Below are 20334 nucleotides of genomic sequence, written 5' to 3'. Positions count from 1 at the left end.
TCACGTAGGCTTGTGAATCGCTCAGGGAACGACACAGCATTATTGCTTACTACAGAGAGGGTATGAATGACCAAAGAAATGCAAACTTTAGCTATTGCTCCTTTAGGCAACCTGGATTCCTATATCCGGGCCGCCAATGCCTGGCCTGTGCTAACGGCAGAAGAGGAAAAAGCGCTGGCTGAACGGCTGCATTACCAGGGCGATCTGGATGCGGCCAAGACGCTGATCCTGTCTCACCTGCGCTTTGTCGTTCATGTCGCCCGTAATTACTCCGGCTATGGGCTGCCTCAGGCTGACCTGATCCAGGAAGGGAATATCGGGCTGATGAAGGCGGTGCGCCGCTTTAACCCTGAGGTGGGCGTTCGCCTGGTCTCCTTTGCCGTGCACTGGATTAAAGCGGAAATTCATGAGTACGTGCTGCGTAACTGGCGCATCGTCAAAGTGGCCACCACCAAAGCCCAGCGGAAGCTCTTCTTTAACCTGCGTAAGGCGAAACAGCGTCTGGGCTGGTTCAACCAGGACGAAGTGGAAATGGTGGCGCGCGAACTCGGCGTGACCAGCAAAGACGTGCTGGAGATGGAATCGCGGATGGCCGCGCAGGATATGACGTTCGATCCTACGCCGGATGAGGAGAGCGAAGGCCGTTCGATGGCGCCGATGCTCTATCTGCAGGATAAGTCCTCCGACTTTGCCGATGGCATTGAGGAAGATAACTGGGAATCTCATGCCGCTGATAAACTCAGCGATGCGATGCAGGGGCTCGACGAGCGTAGCCAGGACATCATCCGTGCCCGCTGGCTCGATGATGACAGCAAAACCACGCTGCAGGAGCTGGCCGATAAATACGGTGTCTCCGCAGAGCGAGTTCGTCAGCTTGAGAAGAACGCCATGAAGAAACTGCGCGTCGCTATCGAAGCATAACGGACGGCGGTAAACGAAAAAGGGTGGCACTTGTGCCGCCCTTTTTGTTTTCTGCGATCCTCACCCAGCCAGCCTTCAGCGCCGCAGGGAGACCCATCCTCCGGGCTGCGCGATAAACCCCGCTTTTTGCATAAATACTGCGATCGCCTCACGATCCACGTTGCCCATATCGGCAATCCACCACTGGGTAATGGCGCTATTCTGCGCCAGCGTCTCCTCCAGCAGGTAGCTTCCCACGCCGCGCCGGCGGGTAACTTCCCGCACCATAAAATCATCCAGCTCGCCGTGCGTGCCTTTCAGCGTCACCTTGACTGCCGCCAGCAGACGGTCGTTAAACTTTGCAGCAAAAAGCTGGTGCTGCTCATCCAGCTTTTTTTCGAGGGCATCCAGATCGCTCCCGGGCCAGATTTTGGCAAGATCGCTGCGATCCTGAGGTGAGAATTGTTGCAGCCTGATGATGGTCAGTTTCATATGCATTTCCGGAGGAGGACGAAAGGCATATTGTAGCGAAAATGTACGCTTCCCTGCGCGTAACTTTTTCTGTACGAAAACAAAGCAATCTGTTTGTTGCGTGCCGCCATGCCAGGGTAAATACTGAATTGTGCTCTTGATGGCAGCAGATAAGACTGGTGATAGCGCGAAATAGTTCCTGTAAATGCCAGTGATTTATGCTGGTAAGGTCGGAGTTTTCTCAACGCTTCTGTTGATTTGAAGAAGAAAATTCCTGTTTAATAACCTGAAATTAAAGGCCTTATTATTAAAAGACGGTGTTGAGGCGCTTAACTTCTTCTTTCTCAAGGAGATTAGCAACTTTTCGCCGGCAAAAAACAGCAATCACAACAGATGGGGTAGATCGGATGAAAATCAGTAAAGGAAATGCTTTCCTGGCCGGGTGCGTGGCCCTGGCAATGAGCCACGCGGCGATGGCGAAAGACATTAAGGTCGCTATTGTTGGCGCGATGTCCGGCCCGGTTGCCCAGTATGGCGATATGGAATTTACCGGCGCTAAACAGGCCATTGCTGACATCAATGCCAGCGGTGGCGTGAACGGCGACAAACTGGTTGGCGTGGAATATGACGATGCCTGCGATCCTAAGCAGGCAGTCGCCGTGGCGAACAAAGTGATTAACGACGGCATTCGCTATGTTATTGGCCATCTCTGCTCTTCATCCACGCAGCCTGCTTCAGATATTTATGAAGACGAAGGCGTGCTGATGATCACCCCGGCAGCGACTAACGCCGATCTGACCACGCGCGGCTACAAAATGATTATGCGTACCACCGGGCTCGATTCCGATCAGGGTCCCACCGCAGCGAAATATATTCTCAGCGCCGTCAAACCGCAGCGTATCGCTGTGATCCACGACAAGCAGCAATATGGCGAAGGCCTGGCACGTTCGGTGCAGGATAGCCTTAAGCAATCCGGCGGTAACGTAGTGATGTTTGAAGGGATCACCGCCGGGGATAAAAACTTTTCCACGCTGGTCGCCCGACTGAAGAAAGAGAACGTCGATTTTGTCTATTTTGGTGGTTACTACCCGGAGATGGGACAGCTGCTGCGTCAGTCACGCGCAGCCGGCCTGAAAACTGCCTTTATGGGACCTGAAGGTGTGGGCAACGCTTCGCTTTCAAATATCGCCGGTGAGGCGTCGGAAGGGATGCTGGTCACGCTGCCGAAGCGCTACGATCAGGTTCCTGCTAACCAGTCTGTCGTTGATGCGCTGAAGGCGAAGAAGCAGGATCCTACCGGTCCGTTCGTCTGGACGACCTATGCCGCGCTGCAATCGCTGGTTAAAGGCATGGAGCGCAGCGAGAGCGAAGAGCCGGAAGATATTGTGAAGAACCTGAAAGAGGGTGCTCCGGTGCCGACGGTTATGGGCGACCTGAGCTGGGATCAGAAGGGCGACCTGAAAGGGTTTGAATTCGGCATCTTCGAATGGCATGCCGATGGTTCCTCCACGCCGGTGAAATAAGAGACTACGTGGCGGATAAGCGCCGCCTGTAGCGTAATTTAGCTATACAGTGCCGTTTTCCACGGGCCGGACGCGTCCGGCCCGTGATGATTCTGTGCACGGCCTCTCCGCCCCGGTGGTCAGAAGTAAGGGTTTAAGGTATGTCCGAGCAGTTCCTCTATTTTTTACAGCAGATGTTCAACGGCGTGACGTTGGGCAGCACCTATGCGCTTATCGCCATCGGCTACACCATGGTGTATGGCATCATCGGCATGATCAACTTCGCCCATGGCGAGGTTTATATGATCGGCAGCTATGTCTCCTTTATCGTCATTGCCGCGCTGATGATGGTCGGTATCGACGTTAGCTGGATGCTGATTGGCGCCGGGTTTATTGTGGCGATCGTGATTGCCAGCGCTTACGGCTGGAGCATCGAGCGTGTGGCCTACCGGCCGGTGCGCTCATCCAAGCGCCTGATTGCGCTGATCTCCGCCATCGGTATGTCGATTTTCCTGCAAAACTACGTCAGCCTGACGCAGGGTTCCCGCGACCTCGCGCTGCCAAGCCTGGTGACCGGGCGCTGGACGCTGGGCGAGAGCAACGGCTTTGAAGCCACCATCTCAACCATGCAGATCCTTATCTGGTCGGTGACCTTCCTGTCGATGCTGGCGCTGACGCTCTTTATTCGCTATTCCCGTATGGGACGCGCCTGTCGCGCCTGTGCGGAAGACCTGAAGATGGCCAGCCTGCTGGGCATCAACACTGACCGGGTGATCTCCCTGACGTTTGTTATCGGTGCCGCGATGGCGGCGGTGGCGGGCGTGCTGCTGGGGCAGTTTTACGGCGTGATCAATCCCTACATCGGGTTTATGGCCGGTATGAAAGCCTTTACCGCCGCGGTGCTGGGAGGAATAGGCAGTATTCCGGGCGCGATGCTGGGCGGCCTGATCCTGGGCATTGCCGAGGCGCTGACGTCCGCTTATCTGAGTACCGAATATAAAGATGTGGTTTCCTTCGCGCTGCTGATCGTGGTGCTGCTGGTCATGCCTACCGGTATCCTGGGCCGTCCGGAGGTTGAGAAAGTATGAAGCACCTTAATTTGCTCAACGCCATCGCCTCAAGCCTGATGCTGGTGGTGCTGGCCGCGTTCTTTATGGGCATGCGGCTGGGGCTGGATGGGACGCATCTGGTGGTTCATAGCGCCGGCAGCGTTCGCTGGAACTGGATTGCTATCGGCGCGGCCGTGGTGTTTTTCTTTCAGCTGCTGCGTCCCCTGATGCAGCGAGGCCTGAAAAAGCTTTCGGGACCGTCGCTGGTCCTGCCGGGCATTGATGGCTCCACGCCGAAGCAGAAGCTGTTTTTACTGCTGCTGATTATTGCCGCCGCGACCTGGCCTTTTCTGGTATCGCGCGGCACCGTTGATATCGCCACGCTGACGCTGATTTATGTGATGCTGGGACTGGGGCTGAACGTGGTAGTGGGACTCTCCGGCCTGCTGGTGCTGGGTTATGGGGGCTTTTACGCCATCGGTGCCTATACGTTCGCGCTGCTCAATCACTACTACGGCCTGGGATTCTGGCAGAGCCTGCCGCTGGCCGGCCTGATGGCGGCGATGTTTGGCCTGCTGCTGGGGTTCCCGGTCCTGCGCCTGCGCGGAGACTATCTGGCGATTGTGACGCTCGGCTTTGGGGAGATCGTCCGTATTCTGCTGCTTAACAATACGGAAATCACCGGCGGGCCGAACGGGATTAGCCAGATCCCCAAACCTTCGCTGTTTGGACTGGAGTTCGGGCGCAGCGTGCGTGATGGCGGCTGGGACACCTTCCATAACTTCTTTGGCCTGAAATACGATCCCAGCGACCGCGTTATTTTCCTCTATCTGGTCGCCCTGCTGCTGGTCGTTATCACGCTGTTTGTGATCAACCGCCTGCTGAGGATGCCGCTAGGTCGCGCCTGGGAAGCGCTGCGTGAAGATGAGATCGCCTGCCGTTCACTGGGCCTCAGCCCGAGGCGTATCAAGTTGACGGCCTTTACCATCAGCGCCGCTTTTGCGGGCTTTGCGGGCAGCCTCTTTGCCGCCCGTCAGGGCTTCGTCAGTCCTGAATCTTTCACCTTTGCCGAGTCCGCCTTTGTGCTGGCCATTGTGGTGCTGGGCGGCATGGGATCGCAGTTTGCGGTGATCCTGGCGGCGGTACTGCTGGTAGTTTCGCGTGAGCTGATGCGGGATTTAAATGAGTACAGCATGCTGGTGCTTGGCGGCCTGATGGTGCTGATGATGATCTGGCGTCCTCAGGGACTGCTGCCGATGAAGCGTCCTCACCTGAAGCTGAACGTGAAAAAAGGAGAGTCATCATGAAGCCGGTATTAGCGGTTAATGGCCTGATGATGCGCTTCGGCGGCCTGCTTGCCGTCAATAATGTCAGTCTTGAGCTGCGCGCTCAGGAGATCGTTTCCCTGATCGGCCCTAACGGAGCCGGTAAAACCACGGTGTTCAACTGCCTGACCGGATTTTATCGCCCGACCGGCGGCAGTATTCAGCTGCGCGATCGTGAACTTGCCGGCCTTCCGGGCCAGAAAATCGCCCGGATGGGCGTGGTACGTACCTTTCAGCACGTTCGCCTGTTCCGGGAGATGACGGTGATCGAAAACCTGCTGGTCGCGCAGCATCAGCATCTGAAAAGCGGCGTCTTTGCCGGTCTGCTGAAAACGCCGGCCTTTCGCAAGGCGGAGAGCGAGGCGCTGGATCGGGCCGCAACCTGGCTGGAGCGCGTTGGCCTGCTGGAGATGGCAAACCGTCAGGCCGGCAATCTGGCCTACGGCCAGCAACGGCGTCTGGAGATTGCCCGCTGTATGGTAACCCGTCCGGATATTCTGATGCTGGATGAACCGGCGGCCGGCCTGAATCCGAGAGAGACGATTGAACTGGATGAGCTGATTGCTGAGCTGAGAAGGGAGCATAACGTCTCGGTACTGCTTATTGAGCATGATATGAAACTGGTCATGGGGATTTCAGACCGCATCTATGTGGTCAATCAGGGAACGCCGCTGGCCAACGGCACGCCGGAAGAGATCCGCAATAATCCGGATGTAATCCGCGCCTATTTAGGAGAGGCATAATATGAATCCGATGCTTTCTCTGGAAAACGTCAGCGCCCACTACGGTAAAATCCAGGCGTTACATAACGTCAGCCTTTATATCAATCAGGGCGAAATTGTGACGCTGATTGGGGCGAATGGCGCAGGCAAAACCACCATTCTCGGCACGCTCTGCGGTGAGCCGCGCGCCACTGAGGGAAATATTATCTTCGATGGTAAGGCGATCACCGAATGGCAGACCGCGCGGATTATGCGGGAAGCCATTGCTATCGTGCCGGAGGGCCGCCGCGTCTTCTCGCGCATGACGGTTGAGGAGAACCTGGCGATGGGCGGCTTCTTTGCTGCCCGCCAGCAGTATCAGACGCTGATTGCGCGCGTATACGAGCTGTTTCCGCGCCTGTATGAGCGCCGCGTACAGCGTGCAGGCACCATGTCCGGCGGCGAGCAGCAGATGCTGGCGATTGGCCGTGCGTTGATGAGCCAGCCGCGCCTGCTGCTGCTGGATGAACCCTCGCTGGGGCTGGCGCCGATTATCATTCAGCAGATCTTCGACACCATCGAGCAGCTGCGCCAGGAGGGGATGACGATATTCCTGGTGGAACAGAATGCTAATCAGGCGCTGAAGCTCGCCGATCGCGGCTACGTGCTGGAAAATGGCCACGTGGTGCTGGAGGATACGGGCGAAGCGCTGCTGGCGAATGAGGCGGTGCGCAGCGCCTATCTTGGCGGTTAGAGACACCTTTACAGGGACGGCAAAAGCCGTCCCTTTAGTGTTAATAGCCCGCTTTCCTGCCGCCGCTTACCCCGCTTCATTACCGCGTTACTTTTCCTGCGGCATCCCTAAAACCTGTCATATTTCAGACGGTTTAGCGTCAACAGGCTGTCATTTTTACATCACAGAAGCGTTATCTTACCGTCATTTTGGCATGTCATGTTACTTCCCGGACAGAGAAAGGCGCGAATTCGCGCGTATTATACCGGGTACAGGAAACTGATATGTCATTGTTCTCATTTCGTCATACTGCACTTAGCATCGTACTGGGGCTGACCTTCAGCGGACATGCGCTGGCCGCCACCGAGATCCCGTTCTGGCACTCTATGGAAGGCGAGCTGGGCGTCGAAGTTGACTCGCTGGCTAAACGCTTCAATGAAGCGCATCCCGATTATAAAGTCGTGCCGACTTACAAAGGTAACTACGAACAGAACCTGGCCGCCGGCATCGCCGCCGTGCGTTCAGGAAAAGCACCCGCCATCCTCCAGGTATACGAAGTGGGAACGGCCACGATGATGGCCTCAAAGGCGATCGTCCCGGTCTATCAGGTCTTCCAGGACGCGGGCGTCAGCATTGACGAAAAGCAGTTCGTGCCAACCGTTTCGGGTTACTACAGCGATGCCAAAACCGGCCATCTGATCTCTCAGCCGTTTAACAGCTCCACGCCGGTCCTCTATTACAATAAAGACGCCTTCAAAAAAGCGGGTCTTGACCCGGAGAAGCCGCCGAAAACCTGGCAGGAGCTGGAGCAGGACGCCGCCGCACTGCGTAAAGCGGGCATGAAATGCGGCTACGCCAGCGGCTGGCAGGGCTGGATCCAGATTGAGAATTTCAGCGCCTGGCACGGCCTGCCGGTGGCCACCAAAAATAACGGCTTCGATGGCACCGATGCGGAATTCGTTTTCAATAAACCGGTTCAGGTGCGCCATATTCAGATGCTTCAGGATATGAACAAAAAAGGTGACTTCACCTACTTTGGCCGCAAGGATGAGTCTACAGCCAAGTTCTATAACGGCGACTGCGGCATCACCACAGCCTCTTCAGGCTCGCTGGCTGATATCCGTCACTATGCCAAATTTAACTATGGCGTTGGCATGATGCCTTACGACGAAACCGTACCGGATGCGCCACAGAACGCCATGATCGGCGGCGCGAGCCTGTGGGTGATGAAGGGTAAAGACGCTGACACCTACAAAGGCGTTGCTGAGTTTATGAAATTCCTGGCGCAGCCGGAAATCGCCGCCGAGTGGCACCAGAAAACGGGCTACCTGCCGATCACCACGGCGGCCTACGAGCTGACGCGCAAGCAGGGCTTCTATGAGAAGAACCCCGGTGCTGATATCGCCACGCGCCAGATGCTGAACAAGCCACCGTTGCCGTTCACCAAAGGGATGCGCCTGGGCAATATGCCGCAAATCCGCACCATCATTGACGAAGAGCTGGAAGGCGTCTGGACCGGTTCAGCCACCCCGCAGGCCGCGCTGGATAGCGCAGTAAAACGCGGTAATCAGCTTCTGCGTCGATTTGAACAGTCAACCAGCAAGTAATCCCTTTTACGCCAGCATCGCCACACTGGCTGGCATAAATTAAGCAAAGATAGCAGTGACAAAGTCAGGGAGGAGACCTGCCGCACGGAAGCGGCAAACGCGGCCGGGAAGGGGCGTCTTCCTCCTTTCAGGTCACACACTTCGCTGTTAACCGCTAATTTCCTTCTTTCAGAGCAACCGTATGTCATCTTCCCGTCCCGTTTTCCGCTCACGATGGCTGCCCTATGTGCTGCTGATGCCGCAGCTGGCGATCACCGTGATCTTCTTTATCTGGCCCGCGGGCGAAGCGCTCTGGTATTCAGTACAGAACGTCGATCCTTTCGGCTTTTCCAGCACTTTTGTCGGCCTTGAGAACTTCAGCCGCCTGCTGGACGATCGATACTATCTGGCCTCCTTCTGGACCACGCTAATTTTCAGCGGGCTGGTGACGGTCATCGGGCTGACGGTTTCCCTGTTTTTCGCCGCACTGGTCGATCATGTCATGCGCATGAAGCGCTTTTACCAGACGCTTTTTCTGCTGCCCTATGCCGTAGCGCCCGCCGTCGCGGCGGTGCTGTGGATGTTTCTGTTCAGTCCGGGGCTGGGGTTAATTACCCATTTTCTGGGGCAGATCGGCTACAGCTGGAATCATGCGCAGCACAGCGGTCAGGCCATGTTCCTGGTGGTGCTGGCTTCCGTCTGGCAGCAGATGAGCTATAACTTTTTGTTCTTCTTCGCGGCGTTACAGTCCATTCCAAAATCGCTGACCGAGGCCGCCGCGATTGACGGCGCAGGCCCGGTACGCCGTTTTTTCCAGCTTTCCCTGCCGCTGATTACCCCGGTGGGCTTCTTCCTGATGGTGGTCAATCTGGTCTACGCCTTCTTCGATACCTTCCCGGTGATCGATGCCGCGACGGGCGGCGGGCCAGTACAGTCCACCACCACGCTGATCTATAAAATCTACCGCGAAGGCTTCGCGGGTCTGGATCTCTCATCTTCTTCCGCCCAGTCGGTGGTGCTGATGGTGCTGGTGATTATTCTGACGGTAATTCAGTTCCGCTACGTCGAGAAGAAGGTGCGCTACCAATGATTGAAAACCGACGCGGGCTGGATATTTTCAGCCATATCATGCTGGGCCTGGGCATTCTGACGGTACTGTTTCCGCTCTATGTCGCCTTTGTTGCCGCCACGCTGAGCAATGAGGAGGTTTTCCAGGTGCCAATGACCCTCATTCCAGGCACGCACCTTCTGGATAATATTGCGGAGATTTGGCACAACGGCGTGGCGCAGAACAGCGCGCCCTTCGGCGTGATGCTGATGAATAGCGCCATCATGGCGCTGAGTATTACCGTGGGGAAAATCACCGTCTCGGTCATTTCCGCCTTCGCGCTGGTCTGGTTCCGCTTCCCGCTACGCGGCCTCTGCTTCTGGATGATCTTCATTACGCTCATGCTGCCGGTGGAAGTGCGTATCTTCCCGACGGTTGAAGTGATATCGCATCTGAACATGATCGACAGCTACAGCGGGTTGACGCTGCCGCTGATGGCCTCGGCGACGGCCACCTTCCTGTTCCGCCAGTTTTTTATGACCCTTCCCGACGAGCTGGTTGAGGCGGCCAGAATTGACGGTGCCGGCCCGATGCGCTTTTTCTGGGATATCGTCCTGCCGCTGTCTAAAACCAATCTGGCGGCGCTGTTTGTAATTATTTTTATCTACGGCTGGAACCAGTACCTGTGGCCGCTGCTGATTATCACTGATGTTCAGCTTGGCACCGCCGTGGCGGGGATTCGCAGCATGATTTCCAGCGGGGATGGCTCCACGCAGTGGAACCTGGTGATGGCGGCAATGTTGCTGACCATGCTTCCTCCGGTAGCCGTCGTTTTAGTGATGCAGCGCGCTTTCGTTCGCGGGCTGGTTGAGAGCGAGAAATAATATGGCAGGCGTTAAATTTCAGGCCGTCAGCAAATCGTATGACGGCAAAAATCAGATTATCGCGCCAATGGATGTCGATATTCACGACGGCGAGTTTATGGTGATGGTCGGCCCTTCAGGCTGTGGGAAATCGACGCTGCTGAGAATGGTGGCCGGACTGGAGCAGGTCACCAGCGGCGATATCTATATCGACCGCCGGCGGGTGACGCAGCTGGAGCCGAAAGATCGCGGTATTGCGATGGTATTTCAGAACTACGCGCTCTATCCCCATATGAGCGTTGAGCAGAATATGGCCTACGGCCTGAAAATTCGCGGTATGGGTAAGGAGCATATACGCCAGCGCGTACTGGAAGCGGCCCGCAGCCTGGAGCTGGAGGCCCTGCTGCATCGCCGCCCTCGCGAGCTCTCCGGCGGCCAGCGGCAGCGCGTGGCGATGGGGAGAGCTATTGTACGTGAACCCTCGGTTTTCCTGTTCGATGAGCCGTTATCCAACCTGGATGCCCGCCTGCGCGTGCAGATGCGGCTTGAGCTTCAGCAGCTTCACCGTCGTCTGAAAACGACCAGCCTCTACGTCACCCACGATCAGGTGGAAGCGATGACGCTGGCGCAGCGGGTGATGGTGATGAACAAAGGCATCCTGGAGCAGTTAGGCACGCCCGTGGAGGTGTACGAACGTCCGGCGACGCGCTTCGTCGCCAGCTTTATCGGCGCGCCTTCCATGAATCTTCTGGATGGCGAAGTGAGCGAAGACGGCGCCAGGCTGAAACTGGCGGAAGGATTCACGCTTCCTTTGCCCGTCGCCAGACCGGAATTAGCAGGGCACGCGCTGACCTTGGGTATTCGTCCGGAACATATTAAGCTCTCCTCACAGCAGGCGGGCGGCGTGCCGCTGGTGGTTGAAACGCTGGAAATGCTCGGTGCTGATAACCTGGCGCACGGACGGCTGGGGGGATGCGGTATGGTGGTGCGGCTGCTGCACGTTGAGCGCCCGGCCACCGGCAGCACGCTCTGGCTGCATCTGCCGCCGGAATCGCTCCATTTCTTTGATACCCAAAACGGACAACGGCTTGAATGACAACGAAACCCTGGCCCTATCCAGCGATCGTCGCCCATCGCGGCGGCGGCAAGCTGGCCCCCGAAAATACCTTAGCCGCCATTGACGTTGGCGGGAAGCTGGGTCACAAGATGATCGAGTTTGATGCCAAGCTCTCGCAGGATGGCGAAATCTTTCTGCTCCACGATGACACGCTGGACAGGACAAGCAATGGCTGGGGCGTGGCGGGGCAGCTGCCGTGGGAAAAGCTGGTGCAGCTTGATGCGGGAGGCTGGTACGGCAAAGATTTCGCCGGTGAAAGGCTGCCGCTACTCTCTGAAGTGGCGGCGCGCTGTGCGCACTGGCAGATGATGGCGAATATCGAAATAAAACCGACCACCGGCCTGGAAAAAGAAACCGGCCGTGCGGTCGCGCTGGCGGCGAGGGATCTCTGGCATACCCAGACGGCGCCACTGCTCTCTTCCTTCTCTTTTGAGGCGCTGGAGGCGGCTAAGCAGGCGGTGCCTGAACTGCCGCGGGGGCTTTTACTGCATGAGTGGCATGATGACTGGCGGCAGATGGCGGAGGCGCTGGAGTGCGTCTCCCTCCATCTGAATCATCAACTCCTGACCGAAGCGCGGGTTGCCCAGCTTAAAGCGGCGGGCTTTCGCCTGCTGGCCTATACGGTGAATCGCCCGGAGCGCGCCCGGACGCTGCTAAGCTGGGGGGTTGATGCAATCTGTACTGACCGCATTGACCTTCTGGGGCCAGAATTCGGCTGACTACGTACCCGCTGTCAGCCTGATTGCCAGTGAGTTCCCGTAAGGCTTCCCGTTCGCTGCGAGGGTGAAAGGAGTTGGGCTGTCCGGGCGGGGCCGATCGTCAATGAAGAATAGCGATCGGCCTGGCTGCTGTGTCTACGGTCAGGGGGTGGTTGAATTATTGTTCTGCTGGATCTGCGGCTGTTGCGGCTGCGTACCTGGCTGGGACTGCTGCAAACGCTGGGTAGCGCTGTTGCGCTGTTCCTGCATTTTTTGCTGCAAATCCTGACTCTGACGCTGCTGATCCTGCTGGAGCTTATATTTCTGCCGTGACTGCTGATTCTGCATCTGTGTCTGCATCCGTTGCGTGCTGGGATTATAGCCCTGCTGCCCCGGCTGGTTGGTGTTATTCAGCGTGTTCGCCATGCCGCTGAACGGCAGCAATGCGGCGCAAATGAGTAACCATTTCATAAATTCGTCTCCTCGTTACCTTCTTAAAGTGTACGCCAGCGCGGCCAGGGCCGTGCGCCGCATCTGACAACTATGCAGAAAACTTCGCCTTTTTTCTTATTTCGTACACACTTAGAAGCGGTAAATAAACGTAAATAATACTAACAAGAGGTAAGCATGGGCGGACAGATAAGAGGGCGGTTGGCGGGCTCGTTACTCATTGGGCTGTTTCTCTGGCAGGGCGTCGGGATGGTCAGCGCTGCGCCGCCGGTCTCCTACGGCGTCGAGGCGGATACGTTTCATCCGGTTAAAGAGCAGCACGGCATGGTCGCCTCAGTGGATGCGCTGGCGACGCGCGTGGGCGTGGATATTCTCAAACAGGGCGGCAATGCGGTCGATGCGGCGGTCGCCGTCGGCTATGCGCTGGCGGTCACTCATCCTCAGGCGGGAAACCTGGGCGGCGGCGGCTTTATGATGATCCGCACCGCTTCTGGCCGGACAACGGCGATCGACTTTCGTGAGATGGCCCCGATGAAAGCCAGCCGCGATATGTTCCTCGATGCGCAGGGGAATGCGGACAGCAAAAAATCGCTTACTTCACATCTGGCTACCGGCGTGCCGGGCACCGTTGCGGGGCTGGCAATGGCCAACAGACAATACGGCACGCTGCCGCTCAGCCGTTTGATCGAGCCTGCCATTAAGCTCGCCTCAGACGGCATAGAGGTTAATCAGGCGCTGGCGGACGACCTCAATGTTTACGGTAAAGAGGTGCTGTTAACGCACCCGAACAGTAAAACGATTTTCTTTAAGCAGGATGGCACCCCCTATCAGAAGGGTGAAAAGCTGGTGCAGCGAAATCTCGCCCACAGCCTGACGCTGATCGCAAGCCAGGGGCCGGATGCGTTTTATAAAGGGGAAATTGCTGACGAAATTGATAAAGAGATGGCCGCGCATGGCGGGCTGATCCGTAAAGCGGATCTGGCAAACTACAAGGCGGTAGAGCGCAAACCTGTTTCCGGCACCTATCGCGGGTATGAAGTCTTCTCAATGCCGCCTCCTTCTTCAGGCGGCATTCATATTGTGCAGATCCTGAATATTCTGGAGAACTTCGACCTGGCGAAAATGGGCTTTGGCAGCGCGGATGCCATCCAGACCATGGCGGAAGCGGAAAAGTATGCCTACGCCGACCGGTCGGAATATCTGGGCGATCCTGATTTTGTCAGAGTGCCGTGGCAGGCGCTGACCAGCAAAGCCTATGCGAAAACGCTGGCGCAGAATATCGACCTCAATAAAGCCCGCCCTTCTACGGAGATTAAGCCAGGTGAGCTTGCGCCCTATGAAAGCAATCAGACAACCCACTATTCGGTCGTTGATAAGCAGGGTAACGCGGTGGCAGTAACCTATACGCTGAATACCAATTTCGGCAGCGGTATTGTAGCGGGCAACAGCGGTATTCTGATGAATAACGAGATGGATGACTTCTCCGCTAAACCCGGCACGCCCAACGTCTATGGTCTGATCGGCGGAGAAGCGAATGCTGTGGCACCTTACAAGCGCCCCCTCTCTTCTATGTCACCCACTATCGTGGCGAAAGAGGGTAAAACCTGGCTGGTGACGGGCAGCCCGGGCGGAAGCCGTATTATCACCACCGTGCTGCAAATGGTGGTGAACAGCATTGATTTCGGGATGAATGTGGCAGAAGCCACCAGTGCGCCGCGCTTTCACCATCAGTGGCTGCCCGATGAGCTGCGCGTGGAAAAAGGCTTCAGCCCGGACACCCTCAAGCTGCTGGCAGCGAAAGGACAGCACGTTAAGGTCCAGCCCGCGATGGGCAGCACCCAGAGCATTATGCTGGGGCCGGATGGCGCGCTTTATGGCGCTTCCGATCCGCGTACGGTGGATGACTTAACGGCAGGTTATTAACATTTTAAACTGACCGGTCGCTACGCAGGCATACTCCCCTGATACGGGATTATGCCTGCTGATTGTCGTTACGCCCTTTGCCCGTCAGGATATGGCCTGAGCCGCGCCATATGCAGCGCATCAACCTGCTGCCCATTGCGCACCGCAAATCGCCTTGCCACGCCTTCGGTGACAAACCCGTACTTCTGGTAAAGCGCTATAGCGGCCTGGTTATCCACAAATACGGTCAGCTCAATACGTTCCACGCCCAGCCAGTTATCGCACAGGTTGATCATTTCATGCATCAGCATGCTGGCTACGCCTTTCCCACGGTGGCTGGCATCGACCGAAAGCCCAAATGAGGCTGTATGCCTTCTGCGGGCGCGGCCGTTCACTTCCAGCATCAGGCTGCCAGCCACCTCGTCGTCGAGACAGGCAACGAGGCGCTGCGTTCCCGGCGGGCACTCCGCCAGGCGATCCTGCACATGCTGAAGAAAAGGATGAGGAAGTTGCAGGATATCGGCGTAGGTTTCCGGCTGACTCAAAATGCGGTGCAGGGCGGCCGCATCGCTGATTTCCGCATGTCGAATAACGATCCTGCTCATTTCATCCTCCTGATTAGCTGTTTTCCCCTTAAACATCAGGGGTTTTAATCAACAATACAAGTAAAAAAATGCTTTACAGGTGCGAATGATAATGATTATTATTGTCATGCGTTTTCAGGGAGGGCTTCACGGACCGGCCTGGAAAGCACGACATTGCTCACATTGCTTCCAGAATGACTTAGCCAGCCGGGTGCTGGCTTTTTTTTGCCCCTTCCTCTGACACGCTGAACGATCCCGCTTCCCTCCATCGAATATTTTGAACAGAGAAGACAGTTTTCTCCGCTTTCTTCCTCAACGTAACTTGTCCAGACTATGTCTAAACATTGAGGAGAATTGAATATGATTTACTTACGCAAAGCACAAGAACGCGGTCATGCTAATCACGGCTGGCTGGACAGCTGGCACACTTTCTCTTTCGCCAACTACTACGACGCCAACTTTATGGGCTTTTCCGCCCTGCGGGTGATTAACGAAGACGTGATCGATGGCGGCCAGGGATTTGGTAAGCATCCCCATAAAGATATGGAAATTCTGACCTATGTGCTCTCCGGCACGGTGGAGCATGAAGACAGCATGGGCAATAAAGAGCAGATCCCGACAGGGGATTTCCAGATTATGAGCGCGGGTACCGGCGTGCGCCATTCTGAATATAACGCCAGCCAGGATGAGCCGCTGCACCTCTACCAGATCTGGATCATCCCGGATAAAAACGGTATCGAGCCGCGCTATGCCCAGCGTCGCTTTGATGATGTAAAAGGCCCACAGCTTGTACTGTCGCCGGATGCCCGTGACGGCTCGCTGAAAGTGTTCCAGGATATGACCCTTTCCCGCTGGGCGCTGAAACAGGATGAAGAGGGCGTGGTAGAAGTGGCAGCAGGGCGCAAAGTCTGGATCCAGGTAGTGAAGGGCGAGGTTGCCGTCAACGGCACCGCAGCCTCAACCAGCGATGGCTTCGCCATCTGGGATGAAGCAGCGCTGACCGTTACCGCGTCAGGCGATGCTGAAATCTTGCTGTTCGACCTGCCAGCCGTTTGATCCTTTCTGCACGGGGTGCGTTAAATCGCACCCTTCACCGTCTCCCTTCCTTTTTGTTACACTCGAACTATCTCCCCTCCTGGCTTTAACGACAATGAAGAAAAAAAGACCGGTTCTACAGGATGTTGCCGATCGCGTGGGCATCACTAAAATGACCGTTAGCCGCTATTTGCGCAATCCGGATCGGGTTTCCGTGGCCCTGCAAAGTCGTATCGCCGAAGCGCTGGATGAACTGGGCTATATCCCCAACCGGGCGCCCGATATTCTTTCCAACGCCACCAGCCGCGCGATCGGCGTACTGTTGCCATCGCTGACTAATCAGGTTTTTGCCGACGTGCTGCGGGGGATTGAAGCGGTAACCGATGCGGCAGGTTATCAGACCATGCTGGGCCATTTTGGCTACAGCGCGGAGAAAGAAGAGTTTCAGATGCGGTCGCTGCTGGGATGGAACATTGACGGGTTGATTCTCACCGAGCGCCACCATACGCCCGCCAGCCTGAGGATGATCGAAACGGCAGGCATTCCGGTCCTTGAAATGATGGACTGCGTCTCGCCCTGTCTGGATATGGCGGTGGGGTTCGATAACGTGGCGGCAGCCCGTGAGATGACCCAGGCGATCCTGAATAAAGGCTACCGGCATACTGTTTATCTCGGCGCGCGGCTGGATGAGCGAACGCTGTTGAAGCAGCAGGGCTATGAACAGGCGATGCGGGAAGCGGGACTGACGCCGCGCAGCGTGATGATGGAGGAGGCGTCGTCGTTTTCGATGGGCGGCATGCTGCTGATTGAGGCGAAAAAACGCTATCCCGACACCGACAGCCTGTTCTGTACCAATGACGATCTGGCGGTAGGCGCCATGTTTGAATGCCAGCGTCAGGGGCTGCGGGTGCCGCAGGATATGGCGATTGCCGGCTTCCACGGTCATGATATTACTCAGGTGGTCACCCCCGTACTGGCGACGGTGATGACGCCACGCGAGCAGATGGGGCGTGAGTCCGCCGCGCTGCTGCTGGCCCGCATTCGCGGCGAGCAGACCGGCGTGGAACAGATCGACGTGGGCTTTACCATCTCGGAAGGCGGCAGCATCTGAAACGGCAGGATCTTCGACGCTTCACGGCGCGGAAGCGGCCATTTCTTTGAGCTGCTTCACACTTACCAGCTTTTTTCGTCGTAGCTGTTGCCTAAGGGCGCTGCCATCCAGACAATGTTACCGATAACATTTTTGGGGCTATCACCGTCACGGCCATGCGCCGGACTACTCTGCCGGAGCGAATCAAATGAACACACCTGCCTCGTCTAACCATGTATTTGTCCTGATGGGCGTATCGGGAAGCGGCAAATCCGTCGTTGCCAACGCGGTTGCCTATCACCTGAAGACGGCATTTCTGGATGGGGATTTTCTGCATCCCCGTGCAAATATTGAGAAAATGGCCGAGGGCCATCCGCTGAACGATGAGGATCGCCAGCCCTGGCTTAAAGCCATTAACGATGCGGCATTCGCCATGCAGCGCACCAATCCTGTCTCGCTGATCGTCTGCTCGGCGCTGAAAAAGCGTTACCGGGAAATCCTGCGCGAAGGTAACGATAACCTTTCGTTTATTTACCTCCGGGGTGACTTTGCCACCATTGAAGCACGCCTGCGCGCGCGTAAAGCGCACTTTTTCAAGCCGCAGATGCTCGTTACCCAGTTTGAAACGCTGGAAGAACCCAACAGCGATGAGCGCGATGTGCTGGTTGTCGATATCAGCCAGGCGCTGGATAACGTTGTTGCAGACACGGTTGCCACTATCGAAGCGGCGATAAAATAACGGCGTAAATGCGGGACAGGCCGTGGTGTGCGTCAGTCAGGCCTGTTCAGCAAACCGGAAAAGGGGCTACCCTTTTTCAGATCTTCAGATAGGCCCGGATGCCGTCCAGGAACATCTGCGTCGCCAGCATAATCAGAATCAGCCCCATCAGCCTTTCTAAAGCATTAACGCCTTTCTCCCCGAGCAGTTTCAGGAACAGTCCCGACAGCAGCAGGATCACCACCGTCGCGCCCCAGGCAATCAGCAGCGCGCCGGCCAGATGCGTCATCTGATGGGGATACTGATGTGAAAGCAGCATCAGGGTAGCCAGCAGCGACGGGCCAGCCACCAGCGGGATCGCCAGCGGCACCAGAAAAGGTTCTTCACCGGCGGAAAGTCCGCTGCCGCTGCTCTCCTGTGAAGGGAAAATCATCTTGATGGCGATAAGAAACAGGATAATGCCGCCGGAAATGGAAACGGTCTCAGTCCGCAGGTTAAGGAACGCGAGAATTTTTTCCCCCGCAAATAAAAACAGCAGCATGATGGCCAGCGCGATCAGCATTTCACGGATAAGCACTATCCGGCGTCGTTTTGGCTCCAGATGCTTCAAAACCGACATGAAAATGGGCAAATTGCCCAGCGGATCCATAATGAGCAACAATAATATTGTTGCGGAGATCATCTCTGTCATCGTTATTGTTCTCTTATCAGCGCATTTTGCTGCGGATTATAAGCAGCACTGCTAAAAAATTGCCTGCAATCGATTTAATTCACTTGCCACTTTTTCAACATTTTGTAAGGTAAACGGTAGATCGTTTTCTTCTTCATTTACTCTAACAGGTCAGGCGTTACTCTCGTAGTCAGTTTGCTTTTCTCCCGCATGCCGGACCGCCGCGTAGCTTCACTGCGTAGTCGGGCCGGACGCTGCCGGAAAACAAATGAGCAGATCGGGTCGCCTCAGCAGGTGCAACATGAAAACAGTTGGTTTGGTAGGTTGGCGCGGCATGGTGGGCTCCGTGCTGATGCAGCGTATGCGCGAAGAGCGTGACTTTGACGTCATTCGTCCGGTGTTTTTCTCCACGTCACAATACGGGCAGCCAGCCCCTGAGGTGGGCGGTCAGTCCAGCGGCGTGTTGCAGGACGCTTTTGACATCGAAGCGCTAAAGGCGCTGGATATTATTATCACCTGCCAGGGCGGCGATTATACGACGGAAATCTATCCAAAGCTGCGGGCCGCCGGCTGGCAGGGCTACTGGATCGATGCGGCCTCCACGCTGCGCATGAAAGACGACGCGCTGATTATTCTCGATCCCGTTAACCACAACGTTATCCGTCAGGGGCTGGATAAAGGCATTAAAACCTTTGCCGGCGGTAACTGTACCGTCAGCCTGATGCTGATGTCGCTGGGCGGGCTGTTCGCGAATAATCTGGTGGAGTGGGCCTCTGTGGCCACCTATCAGGCGGCGTCAGGCGGTGGTGCAAGGCATATGCGCGAATTGCTGACCCAGATGGGGATGCTGCATGACCATGTGGCGAAAGAGTTGCATAACCCGGCCTCCGCCATTCTTGATATCGAGCGTAAAGTGACGGAGATGAGCCGCAGCGGCACCCTGCCAACGGATAATTTTGGCGTCCCGCTGGCGGGCAGCCTGATCCCCTGGATCGATAAGCAGCTGGAAAACGGACAGAGCCGGGAGGAGTGGAAAGGACAGGCGGAAACCAACAAGATTCTGCAACCGGACAGCCTCATCCCCGTCGACGGACTTTGCGTGCGGGTTGGCGCGCTGCGCTGCCACAGCCAGGCCTTTACGCTGAAGCTGAAAAAAGACGTGCCGCTGAGTGAAGTGGAGCAGCTGCTGGCTTCCCACAACGACTGGGTAAACGTGGTGCCGAACGATCGTGAGCTGACGATGCGTGAGCTGACGCCGGCGGCGGTTACCGGAACGCTGAAAACGCCGGTTGGGCGACTGCGTAAGCTGAATATGGGACCAGAGTACCTCTCCGCCTTTACCGTAGGCGATCAGCTGCTCTGGGGCGCCGCTGAGCCGCTGCGGCGTATGCTGCGTCTGCTGGTCGGTTAACCTCCATTCCGCCTGCCGCGCTGAACAGGGGCGGCGGGCGATCTGACCACAGGCTAAGCCGCTGCGTTTAGCCTGCGGGTGGCTGGTAATAAGCCATCAATAAACTGTCGGGGGCAAAAGAATACTATTGCCCCCGAACCGATCTGCCTGTTACTTCGCCATAAAGGCGATTTCATGCTGACGCTATTTTCTCCTCTCCCTCTTTTACTTCATTAATCTCTGAAAGTTTGATCTGAAAGCCAAATTTTTTCGCGTTTGGTGCTGGCTTTAGTGGTGGCTTAGCTATGCTTACCAATATCGCTGAGTCCAGCACGGGCGGGATCACCCGCTGCCCTGGCCAGAAGCGTTTTGTCTCCAACTGAAGTTGTCGCACGCTGCGGCGGTTTTTTGCAACGGAAGGCTTTCTCCCTATCAGCGTGCTTTTGGCTCAATGAAGAGCAGTACATCCTCCATCCTGACCGGGGATCGTCTGCCATACATC

The 20334-nt window shown here is 56.4% G+C and carries 20 protein-coding genes; 16 read left to right on the top strand and 4 right to left on the bottom strand.

Annotation, left to right across the window (positions count from 1 at the left end; all coding sequences use genetic code 11):
- The first annotated feature begins 66 nt into the window (after positions 1–66).
- Positions 67–921: an RNA polymerase sigma factor RpoH gene (gene rpoH, locus AAH446_RS11785; protein ID WP_342906881.1), complete on the top strand. Its 855-nt coding sequence runs from the start codon at positions 67–69 to the stop codon at positions 919–921.
- Positions 922–996: 75 nt separating this feature from the next.
- On the opposite strand, the gene panM is transcribed toward rpoH, so the two are convergent.
- On the bottom strand, positions 997–1392 hold the full coding sequence (gene panM / locus AAH446_RS11780; RefSeq protein WP_342906880.1) for an aspartate 1-decarboxylase autocleavage activator PanM: 396 nt from the start codon (positions 1390–1392) through the stop codon (positions 997–999).
- Between the two features lie 386 nt (positions 1393–1778).
- Here panM and AAH446_RS11775 point away from each other — a divergent pair, with 386 nt between their 5' ends.
- The 10 genes from AAH446_RS11775 (at position 1779) to ugpQ (ending at position 12014) form a co-directional block, all read left to right on the top strand.
- Positions 1779–2894 carry a branched-chain amino acid ABC transporter substrate-binding protein gene (locus tag AAH446_RS11775; RefSeq protein WP_342906879.1) on the top strand — a complete coding sequence of 372 codons (1116 nt, stop codon included), beginning with the start codon at positions 1779–1781 and terminating at the stop codon, positions 2892–2894.
- A 140-nt stretch (positions 2895–3034) separates the two neighbouring features.
- On the top strand, positions 3035–3961 hold the full coding sequence (gene livH, locus AAH446_RS11770; protein WP_024966481.1) for a high-affinity branched-chain amino acid ABC transporter permease LivH: 927 nt from the start codon (positions 3035–3037) through the stop codon (positions 3959–3961).
- The gene (locus AAH446_RS11765) at positions 3958–5229 is read left to right on the top strand and encodes a high-affinity branched-chain amino acid ABC transporter permease LivM (RefSeq protein WP_342906878.1); all 1272 of its coding nucleotides are present in this window, start codon (positions 3958–3960) and stop codon (positions 5227–5229) included. The genes livH and AAH446_RS11765 overlap by 4 nt, the downstream gene beginning before the upstream one ends.
- The gene (gene livG, locus AAH446_RS11760; protein ID WP_463322805.1) at positions 5226–5990 is read left to right on the top strand and encodes a high-affinity branched-chain amino acid ABC transporter ATP-binding protein LivG; all 765 of its coding nucleotides are present in this window, start codon (positions 5226–5228) and stop codon (positions 5988–5990) included. The genes AAH446_RS11765 and livG overlap by 4 nt, the downstream gene beginning before the upstream one ends.
- 1 nt (position 5991) lies before the next feature.
- Positions 5992–6702, top strand: a complete 711-nt coding sequence (gene livF / locus AAH446_RS11755) for a high-affinity branched-chain amino acid ABC transporter ATP-binding protein LivF (RefSeq protein WP_342906877.1) — start codon at positions 5992–5994, stop codon at positions 6700–6702.
- A 263-nt stretch (positions 6703–6965) separates the two neighbouring features.
- Positions 6966–8288: a sn-glycerol-3-phosphate ABC transporter substrate-binding protein UgpB gene (ugpB, locus tag AAH446_RS11750; protein WP_342906876.1), complete on the top strand. Its 1323-nt coding sequence runs from the start codon at positions 6966–6968 to the stop codon at positions 8286–8288.
- 181 nt (positions 8289–8469) lie between these two features.
- Positions 8470–9357 (top strand): sn-glycerol-3-phosphate ABC transporter permease UgpA, encoded by an 888-nt coding sequence (gene ugpA / locus AAH446_RS11745; protein WP_342906875.1) that lies wholly within the window; start codon positions 8470–8472, stop codon positions 9355–9357.
- A complete protein-coding gene (gene ugpE / locus AAH446_RS11740) occupies positions 9354–10199 on the top strand; it encodes a sn-glycerol-3-phosphate ABC transporter permease UgpE (protein ID WP_342906874.1) in 846 nt (281 codons plus the stop codon). The genes ugpA and ugpE overlap by 4 nt, the downstream gene beginning before the upstream one ends.
- A 1-nt stretch (position 10200) precedes the next feature.
- A complete protein-coding gene (locus tag AAH446_RS11735) occupies positions 10201–11274 on the top strand; it encodes a sn-glycerol-3-phosphate import ATP-binding protein UgpC (protein ID WP_342906873.1) in 1074 nt (357 codons plus the stop codon).
- Complete coding sequence (gene ugpQ, locus AAH446_RS11730) at positions 11271–12014, top strand: glycerophosphodiester phosphodiesterase (RefSeq protein WP_342906872.1); 744 nt, start codon at positions 11271–11273, stop codon at positions 12012–12014. Before AAH446_RS11735 ends, ugpQ begins: the two co-directional genes overlap by 4 nt.
- A 141-nt stretch (positions 12015–12155) precedes the next feature.
- Here ugpQ and AAH446_RS11725 read toward each other — a convergent pair whose 3' ends face one another.
- On the bottom strand, positions 12156–12464 hold the full coding sequence (locus AAH446_RS11725; protein ID WP_342906871.1) for a DUF2756 domain-containing protein: 309 nt from the start codon (positions 12462–12464) through the stop codon (positions 12156–12158).
- Positions 12465–12620: 156 nt separating this feature from the next.
- On the opposite strand from AAH446_RS11725, the gene ggt reads away from it, so the two are divergent.
- A complete protein-coding gene (ggt, locus tag AAH446_RS11720; protein WP_342906870.1) occupies positions 12621–14366 on the top strand; it encodes a gamma-glutamyltransferase in 1746 nt (581 codons plus the stop codon).
- A gap of 68 nt (positions 14367–14434) precedes the next feature.
- Here ggt and AAH446_RS11715 read toward each other — a convergent pair whose 3' ends face one another.
- The gene (locus AAH446_RS11715; RefSeq protein WP_342906869.1) at positions 14435–14950 is read right to left on the bottom strand and encodes a GNAT family N-acetyltransferase; all 516 of its coding nucleotides are present in this window, start codon (positions 14948–14950) and stop codon (positions 14435–14437) included.
- 339 nt (positions 14951–15289) lie between these two features.
- On the opposite strand from AAH446_RS11715, the gene AAH446_RS11710 reads away from it, so the two are divergent.
- From AAH446_RS11710 to gntK, 3 genes are all read left to right on the top strand, one after another.
- The gene (locus AAH446_RS11710) at positions 15290–15985 is read left to right on the top strand and encodes a pirin family protein (RefSeq protein ID WP_342906868.1); all 696 of its coding nucleotides are present in this window, start codon (positions 15290–15292) and stop codon (positions 15983–15985) included.
- A 94-nt stretch (positions 15986–16079) separates the two neighbouring features.
- Positions 16080–17075, top strand: a complete 996-nt coding sequence (gene gntR, locus AAH446_RS11705) for a gluconate operon transcriptional repressor GntR (protein WP_342906867.1) — start codon at positions 16080–16082, stop codon at positions 17073–17075.
- Between the two features lie 187 nt (positions 17076–17262).
- A complete protein-coding gene (gene gntK / locus AAH446_RS11700) occupies positions 17263–17793 on the top strand; it encodes a gluconokinase (RefSeq protein WP_342906866.1) in 531 nt (176 codons plus the stop codon).
- Positions 17794–17869: 76 nt separating this feature from the next.
- On the opposite strand, the gene AAH446_RS11695 is transcribed toward gntK, so the two are convergent.
- Positions 17870–18463: a YhgN family NAAT transporter gene (locus AAH446_RS11695; RefSeq protein WP_342906865.1), complete on the bottom strand. Its 594-nt coding sequence runs from the start codon at positions 18461–18463 to the stop codon at positions 17870–17872.
- A gap of 280 nt (positions 18464–18743) precedes the next feature.
- On the opposite strand from AAH446_RS11695, the gene asd reads away from it, so the two are divergent.
- Positions 18744–19853, top strand: coding sequence for an aspartate-semialdehyde dehydrogenase (gene asd, locus AAH446_RS11690; protein WP_342906864.1), 1110 nt, complete (start codon positions 18744–18746; stop codon positions 19851–19853).
- Positions 19854–20334 lie beyond the last annotated feature (481 nt).

Origin of the sequence: Erwinia psychrophila, from assembly GCF_039023475.1 — a bacterium.
In the GTDB taxonomy this organism is placed as follows: Bacteria; Pseudomonadota; Gammaproteobacteria; order Enterobacterales; family Enterobacteriaceae; genus Erwinia.
This window is presented reverse-complemented; position numbering and strand designations above follow the sequence as displayed.

Coding starts and splice junctions, on each gene's coding strand:
- ggt (WP_342906870.1), top strand. CDS start 12,621: ATGGGCGGACAGATAAGAGGGCGGTTGGCGGGCTCGTTACTCATTGGG.
- AAH446_RS11695 (WP_342906865.1), bottom strand. CDS start 18,463: ATGACAGAGATGATCTCCGCAACAATATTATTGTTGCTCATTATGGAT.
- gntR (WP_342906867.1), top strand. CDS start 16,080: ATGAAGAAAAAAAGACCGGTTCTACAGGATGTTGCCGATCGCGTGGGC.
- ugpQ (WP_342906872.1), top strand. CDS start 11,271: ATGACAACGAAACCCTGGCCCTATCCAGCGATCGTCGCCCATCGCGGC.
- AAH446_RS11710 (WP_342906868.1), top strand. CDS start 15,290: ATGATTTACTTACGCAAAGCACAAGAACGCGGTCATGCTAATCACGGC.
- gntK (WP_342906866.1), top strand. CDS start 17,263: ATGAACACACCTGCCTCGTCTAACCATGTATTTGTCCTGATGGGCGTA.
- AAH446_RS11735 (WP_342906873.1), top strand. CDS start 10,201: ATGGCAGGCGTTAAATTTCAGGCCGTCAGCAAATCGTATGACGGCAAA.
- panM (WP_342906880.1), bottom strand. CDS start 1,392: ATGAAACTGACCATCATCAGGCTGCAACAATTCTCACCTCAGGATCGC.
- ugpA (WP_342906875.1), top strand. CDS start 8,470: ATGTCATCTTCCCGTCCCGTTTTCCGCTCACGATGGCTGCCCTATGTG.
- livG (WP_463322805.1), top strand. CDS start 5,226: ATGAAGCCGGTATTAGCGGTTAATGGCCTGATGATGCGCTTCGGCGGC.
- livF (WP_342906877.1), top strand. CDS start 5,992: ATGAATCCGATGCTTTCTCTGGAAAACGTCAGCGCCCACTACGGTAAA.
- asd (WP_342906864.1), top strand. CDS start 18,744: ATGAAAACAGTTGGTTTGGTAGGTTGGCGCGGCATGGTGGGCTCCGTG.
- ugpB (WP_342906876.1), top strand. CDS start 6,966: ATGTCATTGTTCTCATTTCGTCATACTGCACTTAGCATCGTACTGGGG.
- livH (WP_024966481.1), top strand. CDS start 3,035: ATGTCCGAGCAGTTCCTCTATTTTTTACAGCAGATGTTCAACGGCGTG.
- ugpE (WP_342906874.1), top strand. CDS start 9,354: ATGATTGAAAACCGACGCGGGCTGGATATTTTCAGCCATATCATGCTG.
- AAH446_RS11725 (WP_342906871.1), bottom strand. CDS start 12,464: ATGAAATGGTTACTCATTTGCGCCGCATTGCTGCCGTTCAGCGGCATG.
- AAH446_RS11775 (WP_342906879.1), top strand. CDS start 1,779: ATGAAAATCAGTAAAGGAAATGCTTTCCTGGCCGGGTGCGTGGCCCTG.
- AAH446_RS11715 (WP_342906869.1), bottom strand. CDS start 14,950: ATGAGCAGGATCGTTATTCGACATGCGGAAATCAGCGATGCGGCCGCC.
- rpoH (WP_342906881.1), top strand. CDS start 67: ATGACCAAAGAAATGCAAACTTTAGCTATTGCTCCTTTAGGCAACCTG.
- AAH446_RS11765 (WP_342906878.1), top strand. CDS start 3,958: ATGAAGCACCTTAATTTGCTCAACGCCATCGCCTCAAGCCTGATGCTG.